Annotated in this window: 18 protein-coding genes; 13 read left to right on the forward strand and 5 right to left on the reverse strand. The window is 57.5% G+C overall.

Annotated features, from left to right (window positions below; all coding sequences use genetic code 11):
• Positions 1 to 53: 53 nt before the first annotated feature.
• Both ACYSMN_RS23355 and ACYSMN_RS23360 read right to left on the reverse strand, forming a co-directional pair.
• Complete coding sequence (locus ACYSMN_RS23355) at positions 54 to 701, reverse strand: response regulator (protein WP_488926340.1); 648 nt, start codon at positions 699 to 701, stop codon at positions 54 to 56.
• A 138-nt stretch (positions 702 to 839) separates the two neighbouring features.
• Entirely contained in the window at positions 840 to 3,896 is a 3,057-nt protein-coding gene (locus tag ACYSMN_RS23360; protein WP_488926341.1) for a sensor histidine kinase, read from the reverse strand.
• Between the two features lie 399 nt (positions 3,897 to 4,295).
• Here ACYSMN_RS23360 and ACYSMN_RS23365 point away from each other — a divergent pair, with 399 nt between their 5' ends.
• Complete coding sequence (locus tag ACYSMN_RS23365) at positions 4,296 to 4,709, forward strand: HNH endonuclease (protein WP_488926342.1); 414 nt, start codon at positions 4,296 to 4,298, stop codon at positions 4,707 to 4,709.
• Positions 4,710 to 4,784: 75 nt separating this feature from the next.
• On the opposite strand, the gene aspS is transcribed toward ACYSMN_RS23365, so the two are convergent.
• The gene (aspS, locus tag ACYSMN_RS23370; protein WP_488926343.1) at positions 4,785 to 6,551 is read right to left on the reverse strand and encodes an aspartate--tRNA ligase; all 1,767 of its coding nucleotides are present in this window, start codon (positions 6,549 to 6,551) and stop codon (positions 4,785 to 4,787) included.
• Positions 6,552 to 6,859: 308 nt separating this feature from the next.
• On the opposite strand from aspS, the gene ACYSMN_RS23375 reads away from it, so the two are divergent.
• The 7 genes from ACYSMN_RS23375 to ACYSMN_RS23405 all read left to right on the forward strand — a co-directional run bounded on the left by ACYSMN_RS23375 (position 6,860) and on the right by ACYSMN_RS23405 (position 12,825).
• Positions 6,860 to 7,318, forward strand: coding sequence for a T9SS type A sorting domain-containing protein (locus ACYSMN_RS23375; protein ID WP_488926344.1), 459 nt, complete (start codon positions 6,860 to 6,862; stop codon positions 7,316 to 7,318).
• Positions 7,319 to 7,503: 185 nt separating this feature from the next.
• Entirely contained in the window at positions 7,504 to 8,076 is a 573-nt protein-coding gene (locus ACYSMN_RS23380; RefSeq protein WP_488926345.1) for a hypothetical protein, read from the forward strand.
• 213 nt (positions 8,077 to 8,289) lie between these two features.
• Positions 8,290 to 8,724: a nucleoside deaminase gene (locus ACYSMN_RS23385; protein WP_488926346.1), complete on the forward strand. Its 435-nt coding sequence runs from the start codon at positions 8,290 to 8,292 to the stop codon at positions 8,722 to 8,724.
• A gap of 124 nt (positions 8,725 to 8,848) precedes the next feature.
• The gene (locus tag ACYSMN_RS23390; protein ID WP_488926347.1) at positions 8,849 to 9,457 is read left to right on the forward strand and encodes a superoxide dismutase; all 609 of its coding nucleotides are present in this window, start codon (positions 8,849 to 8,851) and stop codon (positions 9,455 to 9,457) included.
• 111 nt (positions 9,458 to 9,568) lie between these two features.
• A complete protein-coding gene (locus ACYSMN_RS23395; RefSeq protein WP_488926348.1) occupies positions 9,569 to 9,844 on the forward strand; it encodes an ArsR/SmtB family transcription factor in 276 nt (91 codons plus the stop codon).
• An 85-nt stretch (positions 9,845 to 9,929) separates the two neighbouring features.
• Positions 9,930 to 11,039 carry an alkene reductase gene (locus ACYSMN_RS23400; protein ID WP_488926349.1) on the forward strand — a complete coding sequence of 370 codons (1,110 nt, stop codon included), beginning with the start codon at positions 9,930 to 9,932 and terminating at the stop codon, positions 11,037 to 11,039.
• 496 nt (positions 11,040 to 11,535) lie between these two features.
• Positions 11,536 to 12,825, forward strand: coding sequence for a nucleoside permease (locus ACYSMN_RS23405; protein ID WP_488926350.1), 1,290 nt, complete (start codon positions 11,536 to 11,538; stop codon positions 12,823 to 12,825).
• Between the two features lie 179 nt (positions 12,826 to 13,004).
• Here ACYSMN_RS23405 and ACYSMN_RS23410 read toward each other — a convergent pair whose 3' ends face one another.
• Entirely contained in the window at positions 13,005 to 13,424 is a 420-nt protein-coding gene (locus tag ACYSMN_RS23410) for a nucleoside-diphosphate kinase (RefSeq protein ID WP_488926351.1), read from the reverse strand.
• 360 nt (positions 13,425 to 13,784) lie between these two features.
• On the opposite strand from ACYSMN_RS23410, the gene ACYSMN_RS23415 reads away from it, so the two are divergent.
• The 5 genes from ACYSMN_RS23415 to ACYSMN_RS23435 all read left to right on the forward strand — a co-directional run bounded on the left by ACYSMN_RS23415 (position 13,785) and on the right by ACYSMN_RS23435 (position 18,248).
• Positions 13,785 to 14,828 carry a DHH family phosphoesterase gene (locus tag ACYSMN_RS23415; RefSeq protein WP_488926352.1) on the forward strand — a complete coding sequence of 348 codons (1,044 nt, stop codon included), beginning with the start codon at positions 13,785 to 13,787 and terminating at the stop codon, positions 14,826 to 14,828.
• 38 nt (positions 14,829 to 14,866) lie between these two features.
• Positions 14,867 to 15,910 carry an FKBP-type peptidyl-prolyl cis-trans isomerase gene (locus ACYSMN_RS23420; protein ID WP_488926353.1) on the forward strand — a complete coding sequence of 348 codons (1,044 nt, stop codon included), beginning with the start codon at positions 14,867 to 14,869 and terminating at the stop codon, positions 15,908 to 15,910.
• Between the two features lie 58 nt (positions 15,911 to 15,968).
• Positions 15,969 to 16,562 (forward strand): FKBP-type peptidyl-prolyl cis-trans isomerase, encoded by a 594-nt coding sequence (locus ACYSMN_RS23425; RefSeq protein ID WP_488926354.1) that lies wholly within the window; start codon positions 15,969 to 15,971, stop codon positions 16,560 to 16,562.
• 256 nt (positions 16,563 to 16,818) lie between these two features.
• Positions 16,819 to 17,061 (forward strand): FKBP-type peptidyl-prolyl cis-trans isomerase, encoded by a 243-nt coding sequence (locus ACYSMN_RS23430; RefSeq protein WP_488926355.1) that lies wholly within the window; start codon positions 16,819 to 16,821, stop codon positions 17,059 to 17,061.
• 227 nt (positions 17,062 to 17,288) lie between these two features.
• A complete protein-coding gene (locus ACYSMN_RS23435; protein WP_488926356.1) occupies positions 17,289 to 18,248 on the forward strand; it encodes an FKBP-type peptidyl-prolyl cis-trans isomerase in 960 nt (319 codons plus the stop codon).
• Between the two features lie 11 nt (positions 18,249 to 18,259).
• Here ACYSMN_RS23435 and recO read toward each other — a convergent pair whose 3' ends face one another.
• A complete protein-coding gene (gene recO, locus ACYSMN_RS23440; protein WP_488926357.1) occupies positions 18,260 to 18,976 on the reverse strand; it encodes a DNA repair protein RecO in 717 nt (238 codons plus the stop codon).
• Between the last annotated feature and the right edge of the window lie 16 nt (positions 18,977 to 18,992).

An 18,992-nucleotide genomic window follows, 5' to 3' on the forward strand; every position in this document is an offset into this window, starting at 1 on the left:
GAGCCGAGGGCGGGACTAACTTTTCCATGACCCGAAATTAACTCAAACAGCTTCTAAGCCAGGCCTTGGCGGAGGGCTTTGCTGACGGCTTCGGTCATGGAGCGGACGTGCAGCTTTTCGTAAATTTTCTTGATGTGGGAGCGTACTGTGTCGATGCTGATGCCCCGGTCGGCGGCAATCATCTTGTAGCTGTAGCCTTCCACGAGCAGGCCCAGAATCTCCTGTTCGCGGGCACTCAGGTTGGCCGGCGACTCTTCCACGGTGCGGGGCGGGGCTTTCGGAAACAGGCGCAGCACCTGTCGGGCAATGGCGGGCGTCATGGGCGCGCCGCCCGCCCGCACTTCACTAATGGCGTCGAGCAGGCGCGCGGGAGGCGTTTTCTTGAGTAAGTAGCCATCGGCACCGGCGCATACGGCATCAAATACCCGCTCGTTTTCCTCAAAGACCGTCAGCATGACCACGTTGATGTTTGGCGCTACGGCCTTGATGCGGCGCAGCCCTTCGATGCCCGTGCAACCGGGCATGTCGATGTCCATGAGCACCACATCGGGGCTGAGGCGGGCCATATCGGCTTCGGCCTGCATGCAGTTGCCCAGCGCCCCGGCCAGTTCCAGCCCCGGCGAGCCTAGCAATAACTGGCTCAGGCTGGCTCGCAGGTCAGCATTGTCTTCATAAATCAGGACGCGGGTGCTAGTTTCCATCGGGAATAAATAGATGTGAAATTCAATATAGTAAAGGTACAAGCTATAACCACCCCGCGCGACCACACAATGATGTGACGAGCCGGGTAGCTATAGTGCTTGGATTGAGCTGGGTAAAAGCTGGTCGTAACCTGCCAATTACTCTTTCAAAGGCACTTTCAAAGTGAGCGTGGTGCCTTGGCCGGGGGCGGTTTCGATGGCAAGCTGGCCGGCAAGGGCGACGGCCCGGCTGCGCATATTGGTGAGGCCGTTGCCGCCGCCTTGGGCGGGCAAGGTAGGGTCGAAACCAACGCCATCATCCTGCACGGTGAGGTGCAGCTGGCCGTGGCGGTAAGCGAGCTTGATGTGGGCGTGCTGGCACTGGGCGTACTTGGCCAGGTTGTTTACAGCTTCTTTGAAGAGTAGGAAAAACTCGCGGCGGGCCCGCATATCCAGTCGCAACCCCTGCACCGACGGGTCGGCGCGGAAGGTGAAATCTATGCCGCGCGCTTCGAGGACCTCGGAGGCAAAGCCGCGCATACGGGCCGTTACGTCTTCCAGCGAGTCGTGCGCGGGGTTGATGGACCACACGATGTCGTCCATGGCATCGAGCATGCGGCGCGACGAATCCCCGATTTGCTCGAGTAGCGCGGCGGCCTGCTCGGGACGCTGCTGGCGCTGGTGGTTGCGCGCCACCTGGCTCAGAATGGAAATACTGCTCAGCGTGGAACCCATGTCGTCGTGCAAGTCGCGCGCGATGCCGTGGCGCACCCGCTCCAAGGCCAGCAACTGGCGCACCCGTATCCGATAGGCCATCACCAAAACCCCGAACACCACCCAGCTCAGCCCCACCTGAAACCACCACGTGCGGTACCACGGCGGCCTGACCACAATGCGCAGCGCCGCGCCACCAGGGCTCCACACCCCGTCGTTGTTAGCGGCGCGCACCCGGAAAGTATAGGTACCGGGGTCCAGGTTGGTGTAGGTAGCCTCCCGGCGCGGACCAGCTTCAATCCAGTCCTTATCGAGTCCTTCGAGGCGGTAGGCGTACCGGTTTTTATCGGGCAGATGAAAGTTGAGGGCCGCGAATTCCAGCGAGAAAACGTAGTCTTCGGGCTCCAGGCGCAACACGCGCCGTTCGGTGATAGAGGTGTCGGGCAGCTCCACCCGGCGGTTGAATTTGAGCAGTCCGGTGAGTACCACGGGCGGCGGCATGGCATTGGTGCGCACAGCCGTGGGCTGGAAATCCACTATTCCGTTTCCGCCCCCGAAATACAAGCGCCCATTGGGGGCTCGGTGCGCCGCACCGGCATTAAACTCATCCTGAATCAGTCCGTCGCGCGTGTCGAAGGAGTGGAATTGCTGGGTACGCGGCGTGAAGCGGGCTATGCCCTTATTGGTTGCCAGCCACAGGTAGCCCTGGGCGTCTTCGAGCATGCCGTAGATGACGTTGTTGGGGAGGCCCTTGTCTTCGTCGAAAACCGTAAAGCGGCCAGTCACAGAGTCATCCAAACGACACAAGCCGCCGCCTTCGGTGCCCACCCAAAGAGTACCAGCTCGGTCGCGCAGCAGGCAACGCACAAAGTTGCTGCTCAGGCTATGCGGGTCGCGGCCATCGGCCCGGAAAGTGGTAAAGCCCCCGGAAAGCGGGTCGTAACGGCTGAGCCCGCCGCCACCGGTGCCAATCCACAGCAGCCCGCGTTGGTCTTGCAGCGTTACGCGCACGAAGTTGTTGGGCAAGCTGCTGGGGCTATTGGGCAGGTTGCGGAAGGTGGTGAAGCGGCGCGTCGCGGGGTCGTAGCGGTTCAAACCCGCTTCGGTGCCTATCCACAGCAAGCCCTGCGGGTCTTCGTACACCGACCGCACGAAGTCGTCGGAGAGACTGTTGGGCAATTGAGGCTGGTGGCGGTAGTGAACAAACTGGCCACTGCCCGGCTCCCAACAATCGAGGCCCTGGCTCTGCGTACCCACCCAGAGGCGCCCGCGCCTATCAAAGCACAAGGCTCGCACATGGTCCTGAGCTAAACTGCCCGGATTAGCTGGTTCATGGCGGTACTGTTGGCGCTGGCCGGTAGCGGGGTTGTAGCACACTATTCCTTGCTCTTCAGTGCCCACCCATAGCCGCCCGGCCAGGTCCGACGTCACGGCCCACACCGGCCCAGTGACTCCCGGCACTCCGTGGCCAAAAGCACCCGGACGCGGATCGGCGCTGCTCAGGCCGGCATCAGTGCCCACCCACAATAGCCCCGAACGGTCCTGGGCCAGGGCCTTCACCGTGTTATTGGGCAGACTCCGTGGGTTGAGTGATTCGTGCCGGGTGCGGTGAAAGGTGCCCGTGGCGGGCTCATAACGGCATAGCCCTTCGTTGGTGCCCACCCACACCGTGCCCTGATGGTCTTCGAATACGGTGTTCACCCCACCCGCGGGTAAGCTGCCGGGCCGAGAGCCGGGAGCAAACACGCACGTAGCTCCAGCAGCGGGTAGATAGCGAAGCAGCCCTGTTTCAGTGCCCACCCATAAGCCACCGGCCCGGTCGGCGTAGAGTGTGCTGATGGCACCGGCCGGCGTGAGACGCGAATCGGGCCGTAGCAGGCCCCGCACGGTATCAAGCCGACTAATCTGGCCCTCGCCATTGCCCACCCACACCGTGCCAGCCCGGTCCTGCGCCAAAGCCCGCACCGAGTTCTGGCGCACGTTGACTACGGCGGCGGGAGCGTGATGAAAAGCGGTGAAGCGGCTGGTGCTCGGGTTGTAGCAGTGCAGTCCGTCTTCAGCCCCGGCCCACACCTGCCCCCGTCGGTCGCAGTGCACGACCCGGATGAAGTTGGAAGTCAGACCACTGGAATCGCCGGGCTCGGCGCGGTAGTTTCGGAATTGGTCGGTACGCGGGTCGTAGCGGGAGAGGCCGCCGGCAGTGCCCGCCCATACGCGGCCGGCGCGGTCCTGGCAGAGCGAAAGCACGAAGTTGCTGGCCAGGCTGGTAGGGCGGCGGGCATTGGCGCGAAACGTCCGAAAGCCCACGCCATCGTAGCGGCTGAGGCCATCCTGGGTGCCCACCCACAGGAATCCGCGCTGGTCCTGCACGATGCTATGTACGCTGTTCTCCGCCAGCCCATCGGCGGCCGTGAGCGTACGAAAAACGGGTCCGCCACCCGCTGTCACAGCCCACGTGCTAGTCAGCAGCATTCCCAGAAGCAAAGCAGCAAAGCGGCGCATGGCAATAAACCAGATGAAAGTCTTTGCTCGGACAAACACCCTGGCAAGAAAGCCTTTTTTCAGCAGGCTTGGTATACTGTTGTTGGTTTAGGTGCGCAAGAAGTCCGTTGTTCCCCTGCTAGGCGCAGTAGACGTTTTAGGTTTATAACTCAATCGGTAACTTGGAACTATGAACCGTGCTTACGAAGAAATGATTGACTGGCTGGCCAGTGGCTTCACTCCCGAGGACTTGACAGCTTATTGACCTTCGGAGGCCGTGCGAGAATGAGTGGCCGATTTGATTCAGCAGGAGAAGACGACTGGTTTAAGACCAACTGAAGCAACTGAGATAGCGCATTTCCTGCAACTAGAACACCTGCTACGCCTCGCTAAGGCGCGAGCCCGCCGTCGCTTGGCTGCGTGAGCCGGGCATACATCAGTGCTGCTGTGCGGCGGCAAGTGGCACTACGGGCAGAATTGCGCTGTGAATACTGTCGGCTAGAAGAAGAAGATATGGTATTTGGATGCCAGGTAGATCACATCATCAGCGAAAAGCATGGTGGCCTCACCATCATCGATAATTTAGCCTATGCATGTGTTTTCTGTAACCAGCATGAAGGCAGCGATATTGCTTCTCTAGCTGATGATGGCACCTTAGTCCGACTATTCAACCTACGCACCGACGAATGGAACGCACATTTTGCGGTTGTCGGACTATTACTTCAAGCGCGGACGCCAATAGCGCAAGCAACAGTCCGGCTCCTCAGCCTTAATGCTCCAGAGCGCTTACTTGAACAGGAGGCGCTGGAAAAAGCCGGTCGGTTCCCGAGTTAAAAGTCTATCGAGAAAAAACACAAGCGGCGCCTGAACCTTCAGGTGCCGCTTGTGCTGCTCTAGTCTCTACTTATTCTACTTCTTCTCGGCTACCGCCGTAGCAATGCTCAACTCTTTAAGCTGCGCGCCGGAAATCTGGGAAGGCGAGTCGATCATGACGTCGCGGCCGGAGTTGTTTTTGGGGAAGGCGATGAAGTCGCGGATGGAATCGGCGCCGCCGAAGAGGCTACAGAGCCGGTCGAAACCGAAGGCGATGCCGCCGTGGGGCGGGGCACCGTACTCGAAAGCGTCGAGCAGGAAGCCGAACTGCGCTTTGGCTTCTTCATCGGAGAAACCCAGCAAGCTGAACATGCGGGCCTGCACGGCGCGGTCGTGGATGCGGATGGAGCCGCCGCCTACTTCCACGCCGTTGATGACCATGTCGTAGGCGTTGGCGCGCACGTCGCCGATGGTGTCGGGCGAATCGAGCAAGGCTACATCTTCTGGCTTGGGTGAGGTGAAAGGGTGGTGCATGGCGAAGTAGCGGCCTTCCTCCTCGTTGAATTCAAGCAGTGGGAAATCGACCACCCACAGGGCCGAGAAAGTGTCTTTATCGCGCAACCCGAGGCGCTGGCCCATTTCCAGGCGCAGCTCGCTCAGGGCTTTGCGAGTTTTGTTAGGCTCGCCAGCCAGCACCAGCAGCAAGTCGCCGGGCTGGGCGTTGAAGGCCGCTTTCCACTGCTGCAACTGCTCCGGTCCGTAGAACTTATCCACCGACGACTTCACGCTGCCATCCGTCTCCACACGGGCGTACACCAGGCCAGTGGCCCCAATCTGCGGGCGTTTCACGTAGTCGGTTAGCTCGTCGAGCTGTTTGCGGGTATAGGAGGCCGCGCCGGTAGCGCAGATGCCTACCACGAGGCCGGCCGCCTCAAATACGGGGAAGTTGTGGCCTTTCACGAGGTCGTTTAGCTCCACGAACTGCATCCCGAAGCGCGTGTCGGGCTTATCGTTGCCGTAGAGGCGCATGGCGTCGGCGTAGGTCATGCGGGGCAACGTGCCTATTTCCAAGCCTTTCACTTCCCGAAACAGGTACTGCACCAGCCCTTCGAAGGTGCTGAGAATGTCTTCCTGCTCCACAAACGACATTTCGCAGTCGATTTGCGTGAATTCGGGCTGGCGGTCGGCGCGCAGGTCTTCGTCGCGGAAGCATTTCACGATCTGGAAGTACCGATCAAAGCCCGACACCATGAGCAGCTGCTTGAACGTCTGGGGGCTTTGCGGCAGGGCGTAGAATTCGCCGGGGTTCATGCGCGAGGGCACCACGAAGTCGCGGGCTCCTTCCGGCGTGCTTTTGATGAGTACCGGCGTTTCCACTTCGATAAACTGCTGGCCGTCGAGGTAGCGGCGGGTGGCCTGGGCCACGCGGTGGCGCAGCATCAGGTTTTGGCGCACGGGCGCGCGGCGCAGGTCGAGGTAACGATATTTCATCCGCAGGTCGTCGCCGCCGTCGGTGTCGTCTTCGATGAGGAAGGGCGGCAGCTTGGCCGGGTTCAGCACGTCGAGCTTCTCCACCCGAATTTCGATGGCGCCAGTGGGCATTTTATCGTTTTTGGAGTGGCGCTCGGCTACTTTGCCACTCACGCAGAGCACGAACTCACGGCCGAGCTGGCGGGCCTGCTCGCGCACTTCAGCCGTTTCTACGCCTTCTTCGAGGGCCAGCTGGGTGAGGCCGTACCGGTCGCGCAGGTCAATCCAGAGGATGCCGCCTTTGTCGCGGGTGCGCTGTACCCAGCCGCAGAGCGTAACGGTTTGACCAACGTGTTCGGGGCGAAGTTCGCCGCAGGTGTGCGTCCGGAGCATAGCTTTTTTTAGAAGTGAGAGATTAGAAGTGAGAAATGAGAGTTGCTCAACCAAAAGTCTGACTTCTCACTTCTAATCTCTCACTTCTAAATTCAAAGCGAAGGTAGCCAGGAAAAATCAGTGGAATAGGAAAAAGTAAGCTCCTCATCTGGCACGAAAACCACAATGAATTGTGCATAATACCTGTTTTTCGAGAAGATGAGGCCTTTTTCATACGCTTGCGGTAACTTCGGCACGGAGTGTGCAAAACGCTCTTCCAAAACCGTCTCGCATCTGACCTCAACTCTTCTTTCTTACCAACTACCGACATGAAACGCTCTGCTCTGCTTGCCTTGGCCGCTGCCCTACTCACCTTCTCCGCGGCCCAGGCCCAGACCAAGGTTAAAACCAAAACGAAGTCGGAGAACGGCACGGAAATCAAAACCAAATCTGAAACCGCGGAGCCCGTAACGCTCAACGGCCCCATCAAACGAGTGGAAACGCTGTCGGGTATCGACGTTTTCCCGTCGTCCAGCGGGCAGACCATCATGCTCAGCTTCACGCAGCAGTTCACCAAGCCCGGCACGCTCGTCGTGACCAATTATAAGAAGCAGGCCATCTACAGCACCGACCTCGACCCCGCCAACAACACTGGCGCTCCGGTGGACCTGGGCCGCATTCCGGCCGGCAACTACATGGTAGAAGCCAAAACCGGCAACTACGTGTACTGGAAGAAGGTGAGCATCAAGTATCCTTCGGCCGCGGTGTCCAAGAAAAAGCGCCGCTAACAGCGTTGCTGGCACGTTTTACAGCTCCGGGGTCGTTGTGGCTTCGGAGCTTTGCTTTTCGGGCCCGACGGTGCTTCGGGCTCCACTCTCTCAGTAGCTGATAGTAAGTAGTTGGCGTTAAGACACCTCTCAATAGCAGCTCACTGTCCTGCTACCAACTACTTGCCTAGTTTCTTTCTGCGCTTATGAAAATCGTTTTTCGTTTCCTTGGCTTCGCCCCGCTCCTGCTACTCGTCGTTGGGCTGGTGGCTTTTGTGGCCCCGAAGCTCAAAAAAACCGCCATCAATAAGGACATCACTGTGAGCGTGCCCGAAGGCTTTTCGGCGCTGCCCGATGATGGTATTGCCGTGAAATATCCGGCACCGCGTAAGCCGCTGGCCGTGTTCAGCAACCCCAGTGGCCGCGTCGACTTTAGCGTGGCGCAGAAGCCTAGCACCTTCAGCAACCGGGATTACGCGCTGCTGCTGAAGATCTATAAGGCCAGCGTCCAGAACATGTACTCCAAGGTGGAGTTTCTGACCGAGGACATCCGCACCATCAACAAGCGCGATTTTGTGGTGTTGGAATTCGTGTCGACGGTAGCGGATACGCGCCGCACGAGCAACCTGGCCCCCATTCGCCGCTACCAAATGGTGCAGTACACCATCGAAGGCGACCAGCTCACCGTATTCACCTTCGTGGCTCCCGCTGACGAGCAAGCCCAATGGCAACTCACCGCCCGCCAGGTGATGAGCAGCATCGTGATGAAGACGAAATAGCTCGGTTGCGGCGAGCCAACCGGCTGGTTTTACTTGAACTCAATCGTCAAGCCGCAGCCGTTCTTCACTCTCCTGAGTTACCCATTCCTCCCGCCACGCCCTTGACGGCCGCTCAACCGTCAAGGGCGTGGCGTATTTTTGGCTTGACGCTTCTAATCAATAGCTCCTCAATAGCTCCGCCTGTAACGATACTTCGGTTCCTAAACTCACCTCATGTTCTCCGACGATGACTACATGCGCGAGGCGCTGAAACAGGCGCGTTACGCGTTTGCGGAGGAAGAAATTCCCATTGGGGCCGTGGTGGTGATGGACCGGCGCATCATTGCGCGGGGCTACAACCAAACCGAGAAGCTGCGCGACGTAACGGCCCACGCCGAAATGCTGGCCCTGACGGCCGCTGCTGGGCACGTCGGTAATAAGTACTTGGCCGACTGTACGCTCTACGTTACGGTGGAGCCCTGCGTGATGTGCGCCGGGGCCACGGCCTGGGCCCAGGTGCGCCGCGTGGTGTACGGCGCCGCCGAGCCCAAATTTGGCTTTCGGCGCCACGGCCACCTGCTGCACCCCAAGGCGGAAGTGGTGAGCGGGGTGCTGGCCGACGAGTGCGGGGCCATCATGCAGGAGTTCTTCGCCCGGAAACGGAAATAGGCTACTTTTGGCCGCCGCCGCAACCACCGGCCGGGTCTGGCGGTTAAGCATAGACGTCTTGCCACTACGCTTTGGCAAGATGTTCCGGCTTACTTTTCCTTTCCACCTTATCAACCCCAACAGCATGGCTTTCGAACTGCCCCAACTGCCTTACGCCTACGACGCGCTGGAGCCGCACATTGATGCGCAGACCATGGAAATCCACCACAGCAAGCACCACCAGGCGTACGTCACGAACCTGAACAACGCCATTGCCGGCACCGAACTGGAGGGCAAGAGCCTGGAGGACCTGCTGCAAAATATTGCCACTGCTCCGCCCGCCGTACGCAACAACGGCGGCGGCCACTGGAACCACTCTTTCTTCTGGCAAATTCTTGGTCAGAACGGCGGTGGCGCCCCCACTGGCGCAATAGGCGAAGCCATTACGCAGGCTTTCGGCAGCTACGACAAATTCAAGGAAGAATTCACCAAAGCGGCCACGTCGCGCTTTGGCTCGGGTTGGGCCTGGCTGTGCAAGCAGGCCGACGGCTCGGTGAAAATCTGCTCCACGCCCAACCAGGACAACCCGCTCATGCCCGACGCCGGCTGCCAAGGCACGCCCGTACTGGGCCTCGACGTGTGGGAGCACGCCTACTACCTCAAGTATCAGAACCGCCGCCCCGATTACGTGGCCGCTTTCTACAACGCCATCAACTGGGACGAAGTAAACCGCCGCTTCGCCGAAGCCGCGTAAACCAAATTGTCGTCGCAACACTTTGTAAAACGGGTCTGGCGCTGAGCGTTCAGGCCCGTTTTGCGTAGGCAAAGGTGGTGTCGGCGCGGGGCGCCTTATCTTGCTTTTTCTATGGACTCTTTACTCGTGGCCAAATCGGCCGGGGCTCTTTCCGATAAGTACCGGCTCAGTATTGTGCTGGCGCTCAGCCAACGTCAACAGCTAGCCTTTGCGGAATTGCAAGAACTCACGGGCCTTTCGCAGCCCTGCGTGTCGCACCACCTCAAAATTCTGACTGATAGCGGCTTGGTACTCACGCAGAAATGCGGCCGGTGCGTGCACGTCATGCTCAACCGCGGCGCCATGCAGGAGCTAGCCACGTTTCTGGGAGGGCTGAGTCTGGGGTGAAACAAAAAATTTAACCTGACTCATTTAAACATTTCGATTAGTTAGTGCTTTTAGCCCCGTCATTTCACTTCAACTTTTCTATCCCATGGCTTCTAAGTTGTTTTCGCCCGCCACGCTGGGCTCCCTCACTCTTGCAAACCACGTAGTAATGGCTCCCATGACGCGCAGCCGCGCGCTCGGCAATGTACCCGGCGCACTAGTGGCCGAGTATTACGCGCAGCGGGCCACGGCGGGCCTCATCATCACGGAAGGCACTTCGCCGGCTGCCAATGGGCTAGGCTACGCTCGGATTCCGGGCTTGTACAACGAGGCGCACGTAGCGGGCTGGAAGCTGACAACCGACGCAGTACACGCCAAAGGAGGCCGGGTTTTCGTGCAGCTCATGCACGCGGGCCGTATAGGGCACCATCTTAACCTGCCCGAAGGAGCCGAGTTGGTTGGTCCTTCGGCCGTAGCCGCCGCCGGCCAGATGTGGACCGACCAGCAGCAGATGCAGGACCACCCCACGCCGCGCGCCCTGAGCAACGCCGAAGTGCGGGAAGCCGTGCAGGAATTTGTGCATTCGGCCAAGCTGGCTATTGAGGCCGGTTTTGATGGCGTGGAGTTGCACGGCGCCAACGGCTACTTCCTGGAGCAGTTCCTCAACCCCAACTCCAACCAGCGCACCGACGAATACGGCGGCAGCATTGAAAATCGCAGCCGCTTCGTGCTGGAAGTGGCCGCCGCCGTAGCCGCTGCCATCGGCGCTGAGCGCACCGGCATCCGCCTCTCCCCCTGGGGCGTGTTCAACGACATGGCATCCTACGACGAGTTGGACGCCACCTACGAATACTTGGCGGAAGAGCTGCAAAGACTGAATCTGGTGTATCTGCACCTCGTAGACCACGAAGCGATGGGCGCGCCGGCCGTACCCGCTGGCATCGTAACGGCCATCCGGCAGAAGTTCACCAATAGCCTCATCCTGAGCGGCGGCTACGACGCGCAACGCGCCGAAGAAGCCCTGCAAAGCGGCCGCGCCGACCTCGTAGCTTTCGGCCGCCCCTTCATCGCCAACCCCGATCTGGTAGAGCGCCTGCGTACCGGCGCTAACCTAGCCCAGCCCGACCAAGCCACCTTCTATGCTCCCGGTCCCGAAGGCTTCCACCAAGGCTTCACCGATTATCCGGCACTGGCCCAGAAGGAAGCAGCTGTATAAGTAGCAAGTCCAACAAAAAGCCTTTCCAGCTTAGCTGGAAAGGCTTTTTGCATTTATCCACTTACGGAAAAGTTGGGTCCAACACTTCCCTGCTTGGTAAGGGCGACATCACACTATCCTTGGTTGTGAGCCAGGGCCGCATTCTATAAGCAGCTCATAATCAATCAGCCATGATGGCACCTGCTGCCAGGAGTACTCGCCTGAGCTATCGGTGCATCTTCGCTAAGCTGCGTTTAGGGGCCATTTCTCCCCTCCAATTTTGCCTATCTTTGAAGACTGGGAATATGTTGGTAGTCGATTCGTCCTCCCACCTTACTTCTGCCCTTTTGCACGGAGCCGTTCACCGGATTACATCCTGGCTACAACTGCGCCATGATCCGGGAACTTCCGCGTAACGTACTGACTTGTTTGCTTCGTCCCGCAACTCTCCATTATCCCAAAGCTTTCAGAAGCAATTGCTTCTGAAAGAGTTTTCCACCCTCACTCTCACATCTGCATGAGTATTAAGCTGCGTCTCACTGTAATGAGTTTCCTACAGTTCTTTATCTGGGGCTCGTGGCTGATTACTATTGGAGCGTATTGGTTTCAAACAAAACAATGGTCTGGCGCGCAGTTCGGCGCCATCTTCTCGACCATGGGCATTGCCTCTATCTTCATGCCTTCCATCATGGGCATCGTTGCCGATAGATGGGTGAATGCCGAAAAACTATACGGTTTGCTGCACATTCTGGGCGGCATTGTCCTGTTCACGGTTCCCATGGTCGACAGCCCGTCCACCATGTTTTGGGTGATGCTGCTGAATATGATATTCTACATGCCAACGCTGGCCTTGTCCATTGCCGTGTCGTACTCGGCTCTCAAAAGCGGCGGCGGTGACGTAGTTAAGGACTACCCGCCGATAAGAGTATGGGGAACCGTTGGTTTTATTGTGGCCCTTTGGGTGGTTAGCTTATTACATTTTGAGACGTCCGCCAACCAATTCTACGTTGCGTCGGCCGCTGCAATTTTGCTTGGCTTCTATTCTTTCACGTTGCCTAAGTGCCCACCGCAATTGGGCCGCAGTCAAAGTAAAACTCTCGTCGATGCTCTAGGCCTGAAGTCGTTTACCCTGTTCCGGGACCCCAAAATGGCCATCTTCTTCATATTCGCGATGCTATTGGGCGGGGCCTTGCAGCTGACCAATGCTTACGGAGACACTTTCCTGCACGACTTTGCTAACGTTGATATCTACAAGGAGACAATAGCGGTGAAGTATCCGGCTATCATCATGTCTATCTCGCAGATTTCTGAGACGCTGTTCATATTGGCAATACCGTTTTTTCTGAGAAGATTCGGCATCAAGCAGGTGATGTTTTTTAGCATGATTGCCTGGGTGCTACGGTTCGGTCTATTTGCCTATGGCAATCCGGGAGATGGCCTCTGGATGATCATCCTGTCCTGTATCGTGTACGGAATGGCCTTCGACTTCTTCAATATTTCCGGCTCCTTGTTTGTAGAAACGCAAACCGACCCAGCAATACGAGCAAGCGCCCAAGGCTTGTTTATGATGATGACCAACGGCTTCGGGGCCGTTCTTGGCAGCTCATTAAGCGGCATCATCATTGAAAAGTATTTCACATTGGCTGACAGTAGCAAAGACTGGCATGGCATCTGGATAACCTTTGCTCTGTACGCTCTGGTTATTGCCGTCTTGTTCATCATCCTTTTCAAACACAAGCACGATCCGCAAGCCGTACAAAACGTGCATGGTCATGCCGAGCCAGTGCTTTCCACGGAGGGAGCATAAGAGCAAGGCTCTCGCGAACCTGTGTTTAGTACGCTGCATCCGTTGCTCAGCACAAAAAAGGCACAACTTGAGTCTATTTTAAGCACAAATAAAAACCCGCTTGGCGCGCTGCCAAGCGGGTTTTTATTTATTTTCTAGAAGATGGCTAAGCTGCAGGTGCCAGCATCTGAAATAATGTACTAGAGCTGTTCGTCAGCCGAGAAGAAGAAGTCTCCCTCAATCTGCGCGTTTTCGTCGGAGTCGGAACCGTGTACGGCATTGGCTTCGATGCTCTTGGCGTACTTCTTCCGGATGGTGCCTTCGGCTGCCTGTGCCGGGTTGGTAGCACCGATGAGCGTGCGGAAATCGGCTACGGCGTTGTCTTTCTCCAGAATAGCGGCCACAATAGGACCCGACGACATATACTGCAATAGGTCGTTATAGAAAGGACGCTCCTTGTGCACTTCGTAGAATTTGCCGGCCCGCTCGGGCGTCAGGCGCACTTTCTTCAGCGAAACAATACGGAAGCCACCTTCCTCTATCATGCTCAGGATACCGCCAATGTGGTTTTCCTGGGTGGCGTCGGGCTTAATCATGGTGAACGTGCGGTTCGTAGCCATTCGGTTCTTAGGGGTTAGAAGTTGAAAAGGAATGCGCCGGATGAGGTGCAAGGTATTTGCGGGCGCAAAACTAGCCGGATTTAGAAGGAATCTAATCGGCCAAGAAAAATATCGGTGCGGCAGCACCTTCCTGGTCTCAGCTGTTACTTACCATTACGTGCGTGTTGCCTACTTTCGCGACACTTATAAAAGAGGCCCCAGGTTCCGTATCCGCTACATTTCCCGTCTTATCCGCATTTTCCACATTCCCATGCTGCACTAAACCGCAAGCCGTTTTGTTGAAACCCGGAATATTTCCGACTTTTGCCGCCTTTGTACGCGGCCTAAACGACCGAGATTCAGTCACCTACCCCGTAGGCAATGTCCACAATATCTGAGTTACAGGCGCTGCTGTCGCAGCCCCGGCAGGTTTTCATCACCACCCACCACAAACCCGATGCCGATGCTCTCGGCTCGTCGCTGGGACTGGCAGGCTACCTCCGCAAAAAAGGCCATTCCGTGACCGTCGTGACGCCTTCGGACTACCCAAATTTTCTCGCCTGGATGCCCGGCAACGAGGAAGTGGTAGTGTACGAGCCGCGCGAAAACGACGCCCAGGTGCGCGACCTTATTCAGGCGGCCGAGGTTATTTTCTGCCTCGATTTCTCCTGCCTGAACCGCATCAATGAGCTGGGTGAATACATCCGGCAAGCGCCGGGTACCAAAGTACTCATCGACCACCACCAAGAGCCCGAGGCCTTCGCCAACCTCGACTACTCCAACTCCAAAGCGGCGGCTACGGCCGAGTTAGTATTTGAAGTAATTCGGGACCTGGGCGACCAGAGCCTGATTGACACCGGAATCGGCGAGTGTCTCTACGCGGGCATCATGACCGATACGGGCTCGTTTCGGCATCCTAGCACTTCGCGCAACGTGCACCTCATCATTGCGGAGCTGCTCAACGCGGGCATCAACCTGAGCGACGTACACCGCCGCATCTACGATTCGCACTCGGAAATGCGCCTCCGCTTCCTGGGTTTCGTGCTGAAAGACAAGCTGACAGTGTTGCGCGAATACAACACGGCCTACATCGCCATCACGCAGGACGAGCTGCGGCAGTACGATTCCAAAACCGGCGACACGGAGGGCCTCGTCAATTTCGCGCTCAGCATCGAGGGCATTGTTTTCGCCGCCGTGCTCATCGACCGGGGCCAGGCCATCAAGATTTCTTTCCGCTCCGTTGGCGACTTCTCGGTGAGTGATTTTTCGCGCGCCCATTTCCAAGGCGGCGGCCACCACAACGCTGCTGGCGGCATCAGCTACGAGCCTTTGGACCCCACCGTGCAACGTTTCCTCGATTTATTGCCTCAGTACCAAAGCCAACTGGTGACGGCCCCGCTGGCAGTTGCGCCACCTTCGGCGTAACTTGCCCGAAATTTTCTATCTCACCCCTTCTCTGCTTCATGCATTTGCATCGCAACATTCTGAGCGTGGCCCTGGCGGCCGGCATCCTAGGCCTGGCCTCCTGTAACAAAGGCAGCGGCGACTTCTCGAAGACGAAAACTGGCATCGAATACAAAATATTCAAGAGCGAAGGCGGCAAATATTCGCCTCGGGAAGTAGGCGCCGACGGCGACGCTACCTATAAGAACCGCCTGGGCAAAATCCTGGCCCTGGACGTAGAATACCGCTCTTACAAAGACTCTATCCTGTTCAATTCGCGCAAGCAGCAGGGCATTCCGATGCGCATTGAGTTGCAGGACCTAAAAGTGAAAGGTGGTTTGGAAGAAGCTATTTCCCTGCTGCAACCCGGCGACTCTGGCGTGTTCCGCTTCAACGTGGACACCATTTTCGCGAAGTCGTTCCGGCAGCCGGTGCCGCCCTTCATGAAGCCAGCCCCGAAGAAGGACGCCAAGCCCGGCGACAAGCAAGATCCAGTGTACATGACCATGCTGGTGAAGGCGCAGAAGTTGCAAACCCGCGAAGAAGCCCAGGCCGACCAGCAGAAAATGATGGAAGAGCAGCAGCGTAAAATGGCTGCTCACGCCGAAGAGCAACTGAAGAAAGACGACGTAATTTTGAAAGATTACGTGAAGAAGAACAACCTGACCATGAAAAGAGATGAGTCGGGAGTGTACTACATGATAACCAAGGCTGGCTCCGGCCCCAAGCCCACGCCTGGCCAAACTGTTTCGGTGCTCTACAAAGGCTCCTTGCTCGATGGCAAGGTGTTCGACTCGTCGGAGAAGATGGGCAACAAGCCGATTGATTTCCCGATTGGAGTTGGCCAAGTGATTCCGGGCTGGGACAAAGCCATTCCGCTGCTCAACAAAGGCAGCAAAGCGACACTGCTCATTCCGTCGTCGTTGGCCTACGGGCAGCGCGGCGCCGGTGCCGATATTCCTGCTGATGCGCCGCTACGCTTCGACGTCGAGTTGGTGGATGTGAAGGGACCAGCGGACGCGAACGGGCCGATGGGCATGAATAAGTCGCCAGACTCGAAGTAAAAACACTGGCCGCGGCAGACTCTGCCGCGGTTTTTCACCCTTTTAGTTGCTTACGCTTATGAAAATCGGATTTCAACGCGCCATCATCGTCCGCGCCGCCGTGGCGCTGCTGGCCGTGGCTGCTCCTGCCTTGTCGGGCTGCAACAAAACCGACTTTGCCAAAGAGCAGCAAAACCGCCAGAACGAGTATAAAGTCATTGATGATGGCTTGCTTCAGGCCTACCTCACGCGCAAAGGCTACACCGAAGGAACGGGTGTAAACCAATATCAGCGCCTCAATGAAAGTGCCAACGACGGTATTTATTTGGTGAAGCTCAGCGATGGGCCCACCGGCGAAAATATCAAAAGCGGGCAGCAGGTGGACGTGAAATACGTTGGCCGTTTCCTGCGGGAGAGCAACGAAAGCACCATTTTCGATAACTCCGCCGATAACCGTACGCCCTGCGGCTGCATCAGCTTTACTATCGGCGGCAATGGATTCATTCCGGGCTGGACGCAAGGTTTGTTGCAAATGAAGGAAGGCGACCGAAGGTTGCTATTGATTCCTTCGTACTTGGCTTACGGACAAGCTGGCCGTCCTTCTAATTCTGGTCCTTCTGTTCCCGGTGACGAGCCGCTGCTCTTCGATATGGAGGTGCTGGACGTTCGGTAAGAGTAGAGGCAATGAACGTACTGCACTCTATACGCCTGTTTCGATGGGCGGCAGTGCTAATGCTTTGCTTGCTTTCGGCGGTGGTGCGGGCCCAAACGGGCTTGGCCACCGCCGATTCGCTTTCTAAGCCTCCGGCTACTGCTCTTGCCACACCCAACGGTGTCCGCTACGTAGTCTTGCGGTCTGGTACTGGTCTTCCTGCCCAAAGTGGAGCCCGTGCTGCCGTGTACTACCGGGGCTATCTGCCAGATGTAGCGTGTTCGACAGCACGCTGGCGCCAAGCCGACCCTTGCGCGTGCGGGTAGGGCGGGGAGAGGTTATTCCGGGTTGGGACGAACTGTTGCTTTTGCTGCCCGCCGGCACGCGCGTCCGGGCCTGGATTCCGGCTAGGCTGGCATACGGCACCACCGGCGTCCGCAGCCCCGAAGACGACAGCCGCTACTCGATTCCTCCCAATACCGATTTGCGCTTCGACCTGGAAATTTTATCATTGAAGTAGAGACCAGTGTTTAGAGGCGATGAATCTGAGTCTTTACATGATACTTGGTTAAATGAAGCTAATCGGGCGGCACGTGTGGGGCTTGATTTCGCCTCAATAGGATTTGACCTCCTTTCACTACTGTTCTTTGTAACGATATATTGCCGCACTAAGGCTTGACTATCCAGGCTGGAACTTGGGCTGAATGAGGCTATCTTCGCGGGCTTCTATCTGCGTCTTTTTTGATTATGCCTCGGTTTTTCCACCCTGCTTTGTTGCTCTTGCTTGGTCTTGTGAGTGGCGGTTTTCAGCCACAGCAAGGGGAGCCTGCTGCTTTTAGCCGCACGGCTTCGGGCATTGAGTATCGTATTTATCAGAAGGAAAACGGGCGCTACACTTTGCGTACGAAGGCCAATTCGGCAGGTGATTCCACTTACGCGAGTCGCGTTGGGCGGGTGATTTCAACGCATGTGCAGTACCGCAACGGTAAAGACTCTACGATGTTCAATTCGCGCCGCCAGCTTCGGATGCCGGTGCAGATGCCACTGGCGGAACTGAAAGTAAAGGGCGGCCTGGAAGAAGCGCTGGCGCTGTTGCAACCCGGCGACTCGGCCATATTTCGTTTCAACGCCGATTCCGTGTTCAGCAAGTCCTTCCGTCAGCCCGTGCCGCCGCCAGTGCGCCAAGGTGGCAATGTGCTCTTGATGCTCGTGAAAGTGAATGGCATCTTGACGCCGGAAGAAGCCCGCGCCGAGCAACAACGCCTGATAGAACGCGCCCGACAGCAGGAGGCGGCAGTGGCGGCGAAACGGTTGCCCCAAGAAATAGCTACCATTCAGGCGTACGCTAAGCGTAATAAGCTGGTGGTCCAGAAAACGCCGGGTGGAGTGTACTACGTCGTCACGCGGCGCGGTACGGGAGCTAGACCTGCTGCTGGCCAAATCGTTTCAGTGCTCTACGAAGGCTCACTGCTGAACGGCAAGGTATTCGATTCGTCGGCCAAGGCGGGTGGGAAACCAATTGAATTTCCTGTGGGCCGTGGCCAAGTGATTCCGGGCTGGGATCAAGCCATTCCGCTGCTCAACAAGGGCAGCAAAGCCATTCTGCTCATTCCCTCCAGCTTGGCGTACGGCACTCGCGGTGCTGGTGCTACTATTCCACCCAATTCCATCCTTCGTTTCAACGTGGAGCTGGTGGATGTGAAATAAGTATTTCGGCTTTACTCAGCTAGCACTTCTGATAGAATGGCGAGAGAGCGGACTTCGCCGAGCCGCTCTACATGCAGCTGATAGTAGCGAATGAGTATGGCCAGCAGTTCGCGGCGTACCCGGCCATTGGGAATGGTAGTTTGCGTGGGGTCGCGCAGCAACTCATCAAAGTACTGATCGAACTCCTGCAGGCGCAATACCGTGGGGCCACCACCCTGGCTTGTATTGACGGTGCCCGCAAAAGCTACTTGTGTCGTAACCTCCTCCCCTCGCTCCACCCCGAAACCTAAATAACGAGCCAGACCCAGCAGGAAAACCAGCGCGAAGTTTTCGTGGCCGCTGGTCTGCTGATCAAAGGTTAAGAGGCTGTCATGCAGAAAATGGAAGAGCGGCTCGTTTTCTTCTTCTTCCAGCACCGAATGGCTTAGTATCTCGGACAGCACCAGTGCGACGCTGCTTTTTTGCACGTCGTAGGGGATGCTCGTATACGGCTCAGCGCAGCGAAATTCAGAGAGGCGCGTGAGGCCGCCCGTGCGCGACGTGTAGGCCACCAGTTCCAGCAGCGTGAGAGGCTGAAACAGTGCAATACGCCCCGGCGGCTTCGCCTTCCGTACACCATTCACCACGTAGCTCTGCACGCCGAGCCGCTCGGTGTACACTCGCGCAATAATGCTGGTTTCGCGGTACTTGATATAGCTCAGAACAATACCGCGGGTCTTGATTAGCATGAGGAACTGAGGATTG

It is taken from the genome of Hymenobacter sp. M1-2, assembly GCF_057808495.1.